Source organism: Lapillicoccus sp., assembly GCF_046595215.1.
In the GTDB taxonomy this organism is placed as follows: Bacteria; Actinomycetota; Actinomycetes; order Actinomycetales; family Dermatophilaceae; genus Lapillicoccus.
This window is the reverse complement of the sequence record NZ_JBKJPP010000007.1, coordinates 1-13281: the sequence shown is the minus strand read 5'-3', so window position 1 is coordinate 13281 and position 13281 is coordinate 1. Positions and strand designations below refer to the sequence as shown.

The window sequence follows — 13281 nt, the reverse complement described above, 5'->3', positions numbered from 1 at the left end:
GCCCTGTGCATCTTGATGCGTCGTGGTGATGCTAACGTGCACCCATGCGCACGACGGTGACCATCGACGACGACCTGCTCGCCACGGCGAAGACCATGGCGGCACGGAGTCACCGCACGGTCGGCTCCGTGCTGGAAGAGGCGCTCCGCGAGCTGATCGCCCGCCGGGAGGCCGCGCGGGCGGGCCACGTGCGGGTCGATCTGCCGGTCTCTGGTCGTCGCGGTGACCCACCGCTGGTCGACATCCTCGACAAGGAGGCGCTTGCCGACGCCCTGGCGGACAACGATCTTCGGTGATCCTGCTCGACGTGAACGTCTGCATCTTTGCGTTTCGCCAGGACTACGCCCAGCACGACGACGCTCGTGCCTGGTTGACGACGGCGCTGGAAGGCGCCGAGGCGATCGCCGTCGCCGACGAGGTGCTGGCGGCCGTCGTCCGGATCGCCACGAACCACCGCACCCTGCGCCATCCGGCAACGGCAGCCACGGCACTTGCCTTCTGCGACGCGGTCCGAGCCGCGCCCGCAGCCGTGGAGATCCGGCCCACCCACCGCCGGTGGGAGATCTTCAGCCGACTCGTGAACCACCTCGGGCTGCGCGGCAACGACGTCCCCGACGCCTTCCTCGCAGCGCTCGCGCTCGAGCACGGCGCGACCCTGGCGACCTACGACCGGGGGTTCAACCGGTTCCCCGGGCTGTCGGTCCTCGAGCCGGACATCGGGGTCGGGGCCTGAGAACGCCACGCTGAGGCGGGCCTCGGGGGACTCACGCCAGCACTATCCTCACCACCGTGAGCGACGAACAGACTGGGCGGGGCCCGGAGCAGGTGTCCGCGATCTTCGACGAGACGGCGTGGGACCTCGTGCCCGGGTTCGACTTCACGGACATCACCTACCACCGGGCCCGTGGGCTGGGCACGGTGAGGATCGCCTTCGACCGCCCCGACGTCCTGAACGCCTTCCGACCGCACACGGTCGACGAGCTATACCGGGCACTCGACCACGCCCGCATGTCCCCCGACGTGGGTGTCGTGCTGCTCACGGGCAACGGCCCGTCGCCCAAGGACGGCAAATGGTCGTTCTGCTCCGGCGGCGACCAGCGGATCCGCGGCCGGTCGGGCTACCAGTATGCCGAGGGAGAGACCGCCGACACCGTCGACAGGGCCCGGGTCATGGCGCAGGGCGGGCGTCTTCACATCCTCGAGGTCCAGCGTCTCATCCGGACGATGCCCAAGGTCGTCGTGGCGGTCGTCCCCGGCTGGGCGGCCGGCGGGGGCCACTCGCTGCACGTGATCTGCGACCTGACCATCGCCTCGCGAGAGCATGCCCGCTTCAAGCAGACTGACGCCGACGTCGGCTCCTTCGATGGCGGCTACGGCTCGGCCTACCTCGCGAAGATGGTCGGCCAGAAGTTCGCCCGCGAGATATTCTTCCTCGGGCGCATCTACACGGCCGAGGACATGCACCGGATGGGCGCCGTCAACATCGTCGCCGACCACGCCAACCTCGAGCGCGACGCCCTGCAGGTCGCCCGCGAGATCATGGGCAAGTCGCCCCAGGCCCAGCGGATGCTCAAGTTCGCGTTCAACCTGCTCGACGACGGGCTCATGGGACAGCAGGTCTTCGCCGGCGAGGCGACCCGGCTGGCCTACATGACCGACGAGGCGATCGAGGGCCGCGACCAGTTCCTCGAGAAGCGCGAGCCCGACTGGTCGCCCTTCCCCTGGTACTTCTGAATCGGCACGTTTGCGCTGTTCAGACGGGCTCTAGTGGACCGCGGTCCGCACAGAGTCCGCAGAAGTCCGCACGAGTCCGAGTGGGTCGCGCGCCTGGAGCGTCGGGCCGGGTCAAGCACTCTCAGGATCCCAGCGACGCACGGGTCCACCCACTCGCAGGGTGGCAGATCGCCCGGCTCGGCTTTGACGCAGCAGGGTTCATCCCGCTGGTGGAGATCCCCGATCCGCATACAGGTTCTTGCCTGACCGCAGCGGACCTTGCTGCGGGGCGCCCCTGGCCGAGCCAGGCCGCGCGCCCCCACACGCCATGTCCGCGGACGTGTCCGGGCTTTCGGCTACAACGAGTCGCTGCCGGCTCGTGAACCAACGTCAACAGGGCCCCAGCTCGCCGGCGCCCTTGGTTCGGCGACGAGCAATCGCGCAGCCCGGGTCGCGGACCAAAGAGGGCACACTGGGGGCATGATCAACAGCGAGCCGACCACGAGCGGCGGCGACACGGCATACCGGATCGAGCACGACACCATGGGTGAGGTCCGGGTGCCGCGCGACGCCCTCTGGCAGGCGCAGACCCAGCGGGCGGTCGAGAACTTCCCCATCTCCGGGACCCCGATCGAGCCCGCCCTCATCGCGGCGCTCGGCCGGATCAAGGGCGCGGCCGCCCGGGTCAACGCGGACCTCGGCGTCGTCGACGCCGACCTCGCCGCCGCCATCGTCACGGCGGCCGACGAGGTCGCAGCAGGCAAGCACGACACCGAGTTCCCCATCGACACCTTCCAGACCGGCTCGGGCACGTCGAGCAACATGAACGCCAACGAGGTCATCGCCACCCTGGCGACACGGGCCCTCGGGTCGCCGGTCCACCCCAATGACCACGTCAACGCCTCGCAGAGCAGCAACGACGTCTTCCCGAGCGCCATCCACCTCGCGACGACGGCAGCCCTCGTCGGCGACCTCGCCCCCGCCCTGACCCACCTCGCGGAGTCGCTCGAGCGCAAGGCCGCCGAGTTCGACACCGTCGTCAAGGCCGGCCGCACCCACCTCATGGACGCGACGCCGGTCACGCTCGGGCAGGAGTTCGGCGGCTACGCCGCCACCCTCAGGTATGCCGTGGAGCGCGTCGAGGCGTCCCTCCCCCGGATCGCGGAGCTCCCCCTCGGCGGCACGGCCGTCGGGACCGGGATCAACACGCCGAAAGGCTTTGCTGCCACCGTCATCCGGCTCCTCGCCGATGAGACGGGCCTGCCGCTGACCGAGGCCCGCAACCACTTCGAGGCGCAGGGAACGCGCGACGGGCTCGTGGAGGCGACCGGCGTGCTGCGGACGATCGCCGTCGGACTGGTCAAGGTCTGCAACGACCTGCGGTGGATGGGCTCCGGACCACGCGCCGGACTCGGCGAGATCGCCATCCCCGACCTGCAACCGGGCTCGTCGATCATGCCCGGCAAGGTCAACCCCGTCATCTGCGAGGCGACGGTCATGGCCTGCGCCCAGGTCATCGGCAACGACGCGGCGATCGCCTTCGCGGGAGCGTCCGGCAGCTTCGAGCTCAATGTCATGATGCCGGTGATGGCCCGCAACGTGCTCGAGTCGATCCGTCTCCTCGCCGCCTCGAGCCGGGTCCTTGCGGACCGGTGCGTCGACGGCATCACCGCCCACGAGGACCACGCGCGCGCGCTGGCCGAGTCCTCCCCCGCCATCGTCACGCCGCTGAACCGCTACCTCGGCTACGAGAACGCCGCGGCCGTTGCCAAGCGAGCGCTCAAGGAGGGCAAGACGATTCGCGAGGTGGTCCTCGACGAGGGGTTCGTCACCGACGGCCGACTCACCGAAGCCCAGCTCGACGAAGCCCTCGACGTGCTGTCGATGACCCGAAGGCCGTAAGACCGCCGGCGGCCCACCCCCGCCCACGACGTACCCTGAGCGCATGTCGGCACTGCGGCCACTTCCCGTCCCGAGCGGCGTCGGTGTCCTCGACGTCCTCGGCCGGCTCGAGGAGGCCCTTGCCGGCAGCAGCCCGCTGCGCCCGTATGCCGCGGACGCGCCGGTCCCCGTCCTCCCGGACGACCGGGGCCCGTTGCCGGACGCCCTGGCCCTGGCGCTCGGCACCTCCGGTTCGACCGGTCACGTCAAGCTTGCGCTGCTCACCGTCGACAACCTCGTCTCCTCCGCGACCGCCACCCACCAGGTCCTGGGCGGCTCGGGCACCTGGCTGCTGGCCCTGCCCGCCCACCACGTCGCCGGGATGCAGGTCCTCGTCCGCTCGGTCGTGGCCGGCACCGAGCCGGGCGTCCTCGACCTCTCGGGCGGCTTCACCGCCGACGGCTTCGTCGCGGCGACGCGGACGCTCACCGCCCGCGCCCGAGGGCCGCGCTACACGGCCCTCGTGCCCACCCAGGTGTCCAGACTCCTCGAGGACCCGGCGGCGACCGTGGCACTGGCCTCCTACGACTGGGTCCTCGTCGGGGGGGCGGCCACCGGCACCTCCGTCGTCCTCGCCGCGGAACGGGCCGGAGTCCGTCTCGCCCGGACCTACGGCATGAGCGAGACAGCCGGGGGGTGTGTCTACAACGGGTCCCCGCTGCCGGTGAGCCAGATCCACATCGACAACGAGCAGCACGTCGTGCTCGGAGGCCCGACGGTGGCGCACGGCTACCTCGGCAACGCCCGGCTCAGCGACGACGTCTTCCGGGTCGACGCCGACGGCACGCGTTGGTTTCGGACCGACGACCTGGGCGAGCTCGACGACTCGGGCTGCCTCACCATCCGCGGGAGGGCCGACGACCTCATCAACACCGGCGGGCTCAAGGTCGCGCCGGGCGCCGTCGAGGACGCGATCGTCCGCTACGTCCCGGGGGTGCGCGACGCCGTCGTGGTGGGCAGCTCCCACCCGACGTGGGGCCAGGCCGTGTCCGCCGCGGTGACCCTGCGCGCCGGTGCCCCGCCGCTCTCGGTGCGGGACGTGCGCTCGGCGCTGCGCGGCATACTCCCCGACCACGCCCTGCCGCAGCGCCTCCTCGTCCTGGATGCCCTTCCATCGCGCGGGCCGGGCAAGCCCGACCGGCGCGCGCTCGTCGCAGCCTTCGATGAGACACTGGAGACAGACGTGGGAAGGACGGGCTGATGCTTCGCGTACTGCTGACGGTCGCCGCCATCGGGCTGGTGATCTACGCGCTGATGGACTGCGTTCAGACCACCCAGGACCGCATCCTGCACCTGCCCAAGCTCGCGTGGATCGTGGTCATCATCGTCGTCCCATGGGCCGGCCCCGCCGCCTGGATCCTTGCGGGCTCCCGGCGGACGCTGCCTCCGGGCAAACGGCCCCGCACCGGACCGCGTGGCCCCGAGGACGACCCGGACTTCCTGCGTAACCTCTGAGGCACCACCGTCCCACGCATCGAAAGTTCCTGATGGCCACGCTCTCGCAGTGGGTGCAGGGCGCTCGCCCCCGCACCCTGCCCGTCGCCGTCTCCCCCGTTGCCGTCGGCACGGGCGCGGCCTATGCCCTGAACCGCACCACGTGGGGCTACGCCCTCCTCGCGCTCGTGGTGTCCTTGTGCCTGCAGATCGGCGTCAACTACGCCAACGACTACTCCGACGGGATCCGCGGGACCGACGAGGTGCGGCTCGGTCCGATCCGGTTGGTCGGTCAGGGGCTCGCGGAGCCGTCCAACGTCAAGGTCGCGGCGATGGTCAGCTTCTTCCTCGCCGGCCTCTTCGGGTTCGCGCTCGTCGCCCTGAGCCAGGCGTGGCTGATGCTGCCGATCGGGGCGGCCTGCGTCGTCGCGGCCTGGCACTACACCGGCGGCAAGAACCCCTACGGCTACCGCGGCCTCGGTGAGGTCTTCGTCTTCGTCTTCTTCGGGCTCGTCGCGACCCTCGGCACGATGTACACCCAGGCCGGCCGGCTCAGCTGGAGCGGCCTGCTCGGTGCCGTCGGCGTCGGGGCCCTCGCATCGGCCATCCTCGTCGCCAACAACCTGCGCGACATCCCCACCGATGCCGAGAGCGGCAAGCGCACCCTCGCGGTCCGCCTGGGCGACGAGGGCACCCGGCGCCTCTACTACGGGCTCGTCCTCGTGTCGGTGCTCACCGTCGCGGGCTGCGCGGTGGTGAGCCCGACCGCGCTCGTGGCCCTCGCGGCATACCTGCTGGCCCATCCCCTCATCGAGGTGTTGCGCTCCGGCGCGACCGGGCGGGCGCTCGTGCCCGTGCTCGCCCGAACGGGCCAGTTCCAGCTCGTCTGGTCGCTCCTGCTTGCCCTCGGCATCGGCAGCGCGGCCCTGCTCCCTTGAGCACCCTCTCGCTGACCCCGCCTCCGGGACTCCGCCTCCAGGACCCCGACGCGGGCTACTTCTGGTCGAGCTCGGCGTCCTCGGCCTCCTCGTCAACTCCTTCAGCGCCCTGCCGGGCCGCGTTGCGCCGCTCGATCCGCGCCGCGATCCTCTCCGAGAACTGGTCGCGCTCGCGGCGCAGGAAGAAGTAGGACAGCACGATCGACGTGAGCGCCGAGGCCAGCAGCAGGAAGACCTGCTGGTCCTGGTTACGCAGTCCGAGGAGCCAGAAAGCCAGCAGGCAGGCGAAGAAGATCATCAGCCGCAGCAGGGTGTACCTCACCATGGGCGCGCCTACTTCAGGCCGGAGTAGGAGTGCAGGCCGACGAAGAACACGTTGACGACCATGAAGTTGACCAGGATGCAGGCAAAGCCCGCCAGCGCGATGCCCATCGCCTTCCTCGGCTCCCACCCGGCCGTGGCGCGGGCGTGCATGTAGGCGGCGTAGACGACCCAGATGACGAAGGTCCAGACCTCCTTTGGGTCCCACGTCCAGTAGGCGCTCCACGCCTTCTGTGCCCAGATCGCCCCCGCGATGAGCGTAAAGGTCCACAGGATGAAGCCGACCATGTTGAGCCCGTATGCCGTGCGCTCCAGCTGGGTGGAGGAGGGCAGCGTCTCCATGAAGTTGGGCTTCTCGGGCGGGTTCTCCTCCCGGCGCCTGCGGATGAGGTAGACGACCCCGACCGAGAACGCGATGGTGAAGATGCCGACGGCGAGGATCGCCACGATCACGTGGATGACGAGCCAGACGCTCTTGAGAGCCGGCAGCAGCTCGGCGGCCTCGGTGTAGAAGGCGAAGAGGGCCAGGCCGAGGGTCAGCAGCACCGGGCCGATGACGAAGATGCCCAGCCACTCCCAGTTGCGGCGGCGGGCCAGCGCGCAGTAGGCGAGGGCCGTGGCCGCGGCACCGGCGGTGGCAAACTCGAACATGTTGCCCCAGGGCGGGCGCATGACGGCCAGGCCACGCATGGCGACCGACGCGATGAGGACGAGCGTCCCCAGCCAGGACAGCGACAGGGCCACCCCCGCGAGCTTGCGGGCCCGGGGCGACGCCGTGAGGTCGTCGCCCCCGACCACACCCTCGGTGGGGGTGCTGTCGCACTCCCCGCTGTGCGTTTCTGCCCCCACCGGGGCGGGAGTAAGAGGGGTGGTGGTGGGGGCGCCGACGAGCTCGCGCTCGCGCTTCGTGGCCGAGCGCTCCACCTTGACCGGGCCGAGGGCCGCGAGGTGGAAGGCGAACAGCAGCATCGCGATGGTGAAAACCGCCATGGCGGAGTACAACGCGAGGTTGGAGTAGCCCACGAGGATGGTCGATGGCATCCGTCTCAATTCCTTTGCGTCAGCTCGTCGCGCAGCTGTTGCAGCAGCGAGGCGAGACCGGGATCGGCGTTCTTGGCCACGCCTCCGATGGTGACCACGGTACGCGGCGGGTGCACCGCGTCGGAATCGGTCCCCCCCGAGCCCGCTCCGGCTTCGCGGACGGCCGTGGCGCCGGCTTCGCGGACGGCCGTGGCGCCGGCCGTGCCGGCCGGGGCGGGGGTAACGCGGACGAAGACCCGCCGGCGGCGCACCAACAGCGACGCGACGAGGCCCAGCAGGGTGGCCAGCGCTGCGACAAGGGTGAGCTCCTTGCCGGGGTCGACGCGGGTCGAGAGTCCGGCGAACCTCTCGACGGAGTCAAAGGTGAGCGTGCCCCGGCCCCCGGGCAGCTCGAAGGTCTGGCCCGGCTTGAGCCTGATCAGCAGCGGCTTCCCGTCGTCCTTGGTCACCTGGGTCAGCTGGGAGGTGTTGAGCGTGTAGACCGACTGGGGCCGGCCCCCGGGGTAGAGGTCGCCCTCCCAGATCGACAGGGCGAGCTCGGGGTCGCCCAGGTCGGGGAACATCGAGATCGGCCCGTTGGCGTAGGTCGGCTCGGCCGTCGGGAGGAAGAAGCCGCTGAAGGCGAGCCCCTTCGGCCGGGCCGCGCCGACCTTGACCGCCCCGACCGACTTGTAGTTGTTGTCCTGTGCGAGGAACGGCGTGGCCTGGCGGTAGAGGATCTGGCCCTTGGCGTCCTTGAACGTCACCACGGGCGCGTAGCCGTTGCCGAGGAGGAAGACGTCCGCCCCACCGAGGGTGACGGGGTTGTTGGGGCTGAGGACGTGCTGTTGCGGCTTGTCCCCCGGCTTCTCGGTCGTCGTGACGCTCGCCTCGAAGCTGCGCGGCGCGCCCAGCTGCGAACCGCCGACGCGGTTCTCGAACCGGACGTCCATCTTGTCGAGGTTGATGGTGAACGGCGGCAGGGCCTCGGGGTCGACCATCGGCCCGGGCAGGAAGGTGTCGTAGGTCGTCAGCGTCGACGAGAAGCTGCTGCCGGCGGGCAGGATGACGTCGCCCCGCCAACCGAAGAGGTGGCCGATCGCGATCCCGACGATGATGACGCAGAGCGCCACGTGGAAGACGAGGTTGCCCGTCTCACGCAGGTATCCGCTCTCGGCGCTGACCGACTCGTCGTCATGGGACGCCACGCGAAAACGCTTTCGCCGCAACGTTTTGCGGGCCGCTGCGAGCGCCTCGGCCGGGGTCCCGGCATACACCAGCTCGACGTGCTCGTCGAGACGGGACAGGCGCTGGGGCGCGCGGGGCGGCTTTGCGCGCAGGGTGCGCCAGTGGATCCGGCTGCGGGGCACGATGCACCCGATGAGGGAGACCACGAGCAGCAGGTAGATGGCCGAGAACCACACCGAGGCGTAGACGTCGAAGAAGCCGAGCCGGTCGAGCCACGGACCGGTCGTCTCGTGGGTGGCCAGGTAGTCGGCGACCCGGCCTGCGTCGATCGAGCGCTGGGGAAAGATCGAGCCGGGGACCGCCCCGACGGAGAGCAGCAGCAGCAGGAACAGCGCCGTGCGCATCGAGGTGAGGTTGCGCCAGGCCCATCGGGCCCAGCCGACCGGACCGAGCCTCGGCTGAGTGATCGGCTCGCGCCTGGTGTCGATCACCATCACAGCACCGTCACGAAGCCGGTGACGAGGTGGGCCTGCAGCCACGCCGTCCAGGCGACCCACAGACCACTGACCATGAGGGCCCCCACGATGAGCAGCAACGAGCCGCCGGCCAGTTGGACGCCACGGACATGGCGCCGCAGCCAGTCGCTCGCGCGGCCCGCGCGTGACCATCCGGCGGCGAGCAGCAGGAAGGGCACCCCGAGGCCGAGGCAGTATGCCGCGGCGAGCACGACACCGCGGCCGACGGCGTCGTCACCGCCGAGCGGCGTGGTCAGGGCGAGGATCGCGCCAAGGGTCGGCCCGGTGCACGGCGCCCAGCCCAGGGCGAAGACCGCCCCCAGCAGCGGCGCCCCGGCGAGCCCGGTCGCAGGCTTCCAGGTGAGCTTGAGCTCGCGCTGGGAGCCGAACCGGCCGCCGACCCCGAGGAACACGAGGGCGAGCACGATCACGACGCCGCCGCCGAGGCGCACGAGCAGGTCCTGGTGCTCGCGCAGGGCGAGACTCAGGGCCGAGGCCGTGACGATGGTGACGGTGAAGACGCCAGAGAAGCCGAGGACGAAGAGCAGGGCCCCCAGGAGCAGTCGCGAACGCCGTCGCTCCTGGACCGCGACGTCCGACAGGCCGGTCACGTAGCCGAGGAACCCGGGGACCAGCGGCAGGACGCACGGCGAGGCGAACGAGACCAGCCCGGCGGCGAGCGCGATGAGCGCGGCCACCGGAAGGGCACCGGAGGCAATCGTCGAACCGTCAGCGAGGGTCAGCACGGTGGCTTGCTCAGGTCTGCTCGGTGAGGACGTCGTCGATGAGAGCTGTGAGCGTGCTCACGGTCGTCGCCCCGAGGACCCGGGCGGCGATCCGGCCCCGGGAGTCGAGGACCAGCGTCGACGGGGTCGCCGAGGCCTTGCCCTGCAGGGCGAGCATCGGCTGGCCCTGGGTCGCGTCGTTGCTGATCGAGGGATAGCTGACGCCGTTGGCCTTCACGAAGGCCAGCCCGGTGCTGGCGCTCTCCTTGGTGTCGATCCCGATGAACGCGACGGGCTTCTTCGCGGCGAGCATGCTGCTCCAGACCTCCTGGAGGTGGGGCTGCTCCTCGACACACGGTGGGCACCACGAGCCCCAGACGTTGACGACGACCACCTTGCCGGCCGCATCCGCGGCCATCGACCAGGGCTGGCCCTCGAGGGTCGTGCCGGACAGGACGACAGGGGCGCCGCGCTGGGCCGCGGCGACCTGCTGGACCCGGCCGTCGCCGGCGACATAGCCCTTGTTGTCGCCGGCTTTCGCCTGCTCCGCAACGGAGTTGGCGTCCGTGGAGCACGCGCCGAGCCCGACGAGGGCGACGACGACGAACCCCGCGAGGGCAGCCCTGGTCACCGGGCGACCTCGGCCGGACGGGCGGCGCCGGCGTCCGCTCACGCGCCGGCCTTCTTCTGGGCGCGCTCGAGCAGCCCAGCAGCCGGCTCGCTGTAGGTGAGCGACTGGAGGTCGTCGTCGAGGAACTCGAGCGAGGTCAGCGAGGCCAGCGAGCACTCCCGCTTGCGGGGGTCGTGCCAGAGGCGCTTGCCCTCGAGCTTGTTGCGGACGGTCCAGACGGGCAGCTGGTGGGAGACGATGACCGCCTCGTGGCCGCGGGCCTGGACCCGGGCGTCGCTGATGGCGTGGACCATCCGGGCGGCGATCTCTGCATAGGGCTCGCCCCAGCTCGGCTTGATCGGGTTGATCAGCTTTGACCAGTGCATCGGCTTCGAGAGGGCGCCGTCCCCGACGCCGAACGTCAGGCCCTCGAAGTGGTTGCCCGCCTCGATGACCCGGTCGTCGGTGGTGACCGCCACGTCGTGCGCGGCGGCGATCGACACGGCCGTCTCCTGGGCCCGTTCCAGCGACGAGGCGATGACCCGCACGACGTCGTGGTCCGACAGGTGGCGAGCCACCTGCTCGGCCATCTCGCGGCCGAGTTCGGAGAGGTGGAAGTCCGGGAGCCTGCCGTAGAGGACGCCCTCGGGGTTGTTCACCTCACCGTGCCGCATGAGGTGGACGATGGTGCGCTCGGGAGCAGTCATGACTCGATTATCGCAAACGTGGAGGCGGCGGCCCGGGCCGCCTCGGGGATCGCGTCGAGGACCACCGAGAGCGCCTCGTCGTCGTGCGCGGCGCTGACGAACCACGACTCGAAGGCGCTCGGCGGCAGGTGGACGCCCTGGCTGAGCATCGAATGGAAGAAGGCCGCGAAGGCCCCCGTCGACTGGGCCTTCGCCTCGTCGTAGTTCGTCGCCGCCCCGTCGCGGAAGAAGACGCTGAACATCGAGCCGGCCCACTGGATGACGTGCGGCACGCCTGCCGACGTCAGCTCGGTGCGCACCGCGTCGGCGATGGTCGTGCTGACGACGTCGAGCCGGTCGTAGACCTCGTCGGTGCACCCCCGCAGGGTGGCCAGGCCGGCGGCCGTCGCGACGGGGTTCCCCGAGAGCGTGCCCGCCTGGTAGACCGGCCCGACGGGCGAGATCATCGCCATGATGTCCGCCCGACCCCCGAAGGCCGCAGCAGGGAAGCCGCCGCCCATGACCTTGCCGAAGGTGAAGAGGTCAGGCGCGCCCGCGGCATACGGGCCCTCGAGCCCGTACCAACCGGAGCGGGAGCAGCGGAAGCCCGTCATCACCTCGTCGGAGATCAGCAGCGCCCCGTGCTGGCGGGTGATGCGGCGCAGGCCCTCGGTGAACCCCGGCGCCGGCGGCACGACGCCCATGTTGCCGGGCGAGGCCTCGGTGATGACGGCAGCGATCTCGCTCCCCCGCTCCGCGAAGGCGGCCTCGATGGCCGCAAGGTCGTTGTAGGGCAGCACGATCGTCTCTGCCGCAGCCGCTGCGGATACGCCAGCCGAGTCAGGCAGACCGAACGTCGCGGCGCCCGAACCCGCGGCTGCGAGAAGGGAATCCACGTGTCCGTGGTAGCACCCGGCAAACTTGACGATCACCGAGCGGCTGGTGAACCCCCGCGCCAGCCGGATCGCGGTCATCGTCGCCTCGGTGCCGCTGTTGACGAGCCGCACCTGGTCGACCGGCTCGACGCGGTCGACGATCTCGGCCGCGAGGAGCACCTCGTTCTCGGACGGCGTGCCGAAGCTGAACCCGTGTCCAGCCGCCTCCCTCACGGCCGCGAGGACGTCGGGGTGGGTGTGGCCGAGGATCATCGGGCCCCACGAGCAGATCAGGTCGACGTAACGACGGCCGTCGACGTCGGTGAGCCAGGGGCCCTGCGCCTCGCGCATGAAACGCGCCGTCCCACCCACCGCGCGGAAGGCCCGGACCGGCGAGTTGACCCCGCCGGGGATGACCTCGAGGGCTCGCTCGAACAGGGCCGCGGAGGCCGGGGCCTCGAAGGGGTATGCCGTGAAGCTCATGGCGCCATTGTCGCAGCGGGACCTGAGTGGTTCTTACGCGCTCCGGACCTCGTCGCAGTCCGCGCCCAGGGCGGCGTCGCGCGGCTCGGACAGGGCGTCCCGCACGAGTGCCATCGCCTCGCCGAGGGCCGTGAGCTGCTCGGGGGTCATGACGTCCAGCAGGTGGCGCTGGACGCTTTCGACGTGGGCGATCGAGGCCTTGAGGACCCGCTTGGCGCCCTCCTTGGTCAGCACGAGCTCCACGCCGCGGCGGTCGAACTCGCAGGGCTCACGGGTGACCCAGCCCCGCTTCTCGAGGCGCGTCGCAGTGTGGGTGAGCCGGCTGCGGGACTGCACGACGATGGCGGCCAGCTCCGACATCCGCAATCGCTGGCGCGGGGTCTCCGAGAGCATGGAGATGATCTCGTACTCGCTCAGCTGCAGACCGAGGACCTGCAGGTCCCTGTCGAGCGCCTCCTCGAGCATCCGGCTGCCGCGCAGGTAGGCCCGCCAGGAGTCCTGCTCGCCCTCGCTGAGCCACCTCGGCTCGTGGGAAGCCACCATGTCGTCTCGCCTTGTCACGCAGTCGTGGATGATTTAATATTCAACTTAGCTGATCCGTCAGCGTCAGGAGCCACCGGCCCCCGGCAGCACCCCACGAGTCTATCGATTCCGCACTCCAAGGAGCACCCCGACATGGCCAGCCTCAACGATCTCACCCCCGGCACCTGGACCATCGACCCCAGCCACAGCGAGCTGTCCTTCACCGCCCGTCACCTCATGGTGGCCAAGGTCCGCGGCACCTTCAGCGACTTCACGGCCACCGTCGAGGTCGGGTCCCCCCTCGCGGGCA

Annotated in this window: 16 protein-coding genes; 8 read left to right on the top strand and 8 right to left on the bottom strand. The window is 70.6% G+C overall.

All coding sequences use genetic code 11. The features are described from left to right. The first annotated feature begins 56 nt into the window (after window positions 1-56). The 7 genes from ACLL9L_RS00470 (at window position 57) to ACLL9L_RS00440 (ending at window position 6026) form a co-directional block, all read left to right on the top strand. Complete coding sequence (locus tag ACLL9L_RS00470; RefSeq protein WP_411282674.1) at window positions 57-296, top strand: type II toxin-antitoxin system VapB family antitoxin; 240 nt, start codon at window positions 57-59, stop codon at window positions 294-296. Then, entirely contained in the window at window positions 293-733 is a 441-nt protein-coding gene (locus tag ACLL9L_RS00465; RefSeq protein WP_411282673.1) for a TA system VapC family ribonuclease toxin, read from the top strand. Before ACLL9L_RS00470 ends, ACLL9L_RS00465 begins: the two co-directional genes overlap by 4 nt. A 92-nt stretch (window positions 734-825) precedes the next feature. Beyond that, window positions 826-1734, top strand: coding sequence for a 1,4-dihydroxy-2-naphthoyl-CoA synthase (locus ACLL9L_RS00460; RefSeq protein WP_411282692.1), 909 nt, complete (start codon window positions 826-828; stop codon window positions 1732-1734). 459 nt (window positions 1735-2193) lie between these two features. Next, window positions 2194-3615 (top strand): class II fumarate hydratase, encoded by a 1422-nt coding sequence (locus tag ACLL9L_RS00455; RefSeq protein ID WP_411282672.1) that lies wholly within the window; start codon window positions 2194-2196, stop codon window positions 3613-3615. A 43-nt stretch (window positions 3616-3658) separates the two neighbouring features. Further along, window positions 3659-4855, top strand: a complete 1197-nt coding sequence (gene menE / locus ACLL9L_RS00450) for an o-succinylbenzoate--CoA ligase (protein WP_411282671.1) — start codon at window positions 3659-3661, stop codon at window positions 4853-4855. Next, window positions 4855-5109: a PLD nuclease N-terminal domain-containing protein gene (locus ACLL9L_RS00445; protein ID WP_411282670.1), complete on the top strand. Its 255-nt coding sequence runs from the start codon at window positions 4855-4857 to the stop codon at window positions 5107-5109. Before menE ends, ACLL9L_RS00445 begins: the two co-directional genes overlap by 1 nt. A 32-nt stretch (window positions 5110-5141) precedes the next feature. Next, window positions 5142-6026, top strand: coding sequence for a 1,4-dihydroxy-2-naphthoate polyprenyltransferase (locus ACLL9L_RS00440; protein ID WP_411282669.1), 885 nt, complete (start codon window positions 5142-5144; stop codon window positions 6024-6026). Between the two features lie 55 nt (window positions 6027-6081). Here ACLL9L_RS00440 and ACLL9L_RS00435 read toward each other — a convergent pair whose 3' ends face one another. The 8 genes from ACLL9L_RS00435 to ACLL9L_RS00400 are packed head-to-tail and all read right to left on the bottom strand — an operon-like array spanning window position 6082 to window position 12992. After that, window positions 6082-6351 (bottom strand): DUF4229 domain-containing protein, encoded by a 270-nt coding sequence (locus ACLL9L_RS00435; RefSeq protein ID WP_411282668.1) that lies wholly within the window; start codon window positions 6349-6351, stop codon window positions 6082-6084. 8 nt (window positions 6352-6359) lie between these two features. Continuing rightward, entirely contained in the window at window positions 6360-7388 is a 1029-nt protein-coding gene (gene ccsB, locus ACLL9L_RS00430) for a c-type cytochrome biogenesis protein CcsB (protein WP_411282667.1), read from the bottom strand. Between the two features lie 5 nt (window positions 7389-7393). Further along, complete coding sequence (locus ACLL9L_RS00425; protein ID WP_411282666.1) at window positions 7394-9049, bottom strand: cytochrome c biogenesis protein ResB; 1656 nt, start codon at window positions 9047-9049, stop codon at window positions 7394-7396. After that, complete coding sequence (locus ACLL9L_RS00420; RefSeq protein ID WP_411282665.1) at window positions 9049-9816, bottom strand: cytochrome c biogenesis CcdA family protein; 768 nt, start codon at window positions 9814-9816, stop codon at window positions 9049-9051. Before ACLL9L_RS00420 ends, ACLL9L_RS00425 begins: the two co-directional genes overlap by 1 nt. A 10-nt stretch (window positions 9817-9826) precedes the next feature. Next, a complete protein-coding gene (locus ACLL9L_RS00415; RefSeq protein WP_411282664.1) occupies window positions 9827-10426 on the bottom strand; it encodes a TlpA family protein disulfide reductase in 600 nt (199 codons plus the stop codon). A gap of 38 nt (window positions 10427-10464) precedes the next feature. Continuing rightward, entirely contained in the window at window positions 10465-11112 is a 648-nt protein-coding gene (locus ACLL9L_RS00410) for a histidine phosphatase family protein (protein WP_411282663.1), read from the bottom strand. Next, window positions 11109-12449 (bottom strand): glutamate-1-semialdehyde 2,1-aminomutase, encoded by a 1341-nt coding sequence (hemL, locus tag ACLL9L_RS00405; RefSeq protein WP_411282662.1) that lies wholly within the window; start codon window positions 12447-12449, stop codon window positions 11109-11111. The genes ACLL9L_RS00410 and hemL overlap by 4 nt, the downstream gene beginning before the upstream one ends. 33 nt (window positions 12450-12482) lie before the next feature. Further along, complete coding sequence (locus tag ACLL9L_RS00400; protein WP_411282661.1) at window positions 12483-12992, bottom strand: MarR family winged helix-turn-helix transcriptional regulator; 510 nt, start codon at window positions 12990-12992, stop codon at window positions 12483-12485. 132 nt (window positions 12993-13124) lie between these two features. Between ACLL9L_RS00400 and ACLL9L_RS00395 the strand changes: the two genes are divergently transcribed. Beyond that, the coding region (locus tag ACLL9L_RS00395) for a YceI family protein (RefSeq protein ID WP_411282691.1) at window positions 13125-13281 on the top strand (157 nt) is incomplete at its 3' end.

Coding starts and splice junctions, on each gene's coding strand:
- ACLL9L_RS00435 (WP_411282668.1), bottom strand. CDS start 6,351: ATGGTGAGGTACACCCTGCTGCGGCTGATGATCTTCTTCGCCTGCCTG.
- ACLL9L_RS00410 (WP_411282663.1), bottom strand. CDS start 11,112: ATGACTGCTCCCGAGCGCACCATCGTCCACCTCATGCGGCACGGTGAG.
- hemL (WP_411282662.1), bottom strand. CDS start 12,449: ATGAGCTTCACGGCATACCCCTTCGAGGCCCCGGCCTCCGCGGCCCTG.
- ACLL9L_RS00445 (WP_411282670.1), top strand. CDS start 4,855: ATGCTTCGCGTACTGCTGACGGTCGCCGCCATCGGGCTGGTGATCTAC.
- ACLL9L_RS00455 (WP_411282672.1), top strand. CDS start 2,194: ATGATCAACAGCGAGCCGACCACGAGCGGCGGCGACACGGCATACCGG.
- ACLL9L_RS00440 (WP_411282669.1), top strand. CDS start 5,142: ATGGCCACGCTCTCGCAGTGGGTGCAGGGCGCTCGCCCCCGCACCCTG.
- ACLL9L_RS00400 (WP_411282661.1), bottom strand. CDS start 12,992: ATGGTGGCTTCCCACGAGCCGAGGTGGCTCAGCGAGGGCGAGCAGGAC.
- menE (WP_411282671.1), top strand. CDS start 3,659: ATGTCGGCACTGCGGCCACTTCCCGTCCCGAGCGGCGTCGGTGTCCTC.
- ACLL9L_RS00425 (WP_411282666.1), bottom strand. CDS start 9,049: ATGGTGATCGACACCAGGCGCGAGCCGATCACTCAGCCGAGGCTCGGT.
- ccsB (WP_411282667.1), bottom strand. CDS start 7,388: ATGCCATCGACCATCCTCGTGGGCTACTCCAACCTCGCGTTGTACTCC.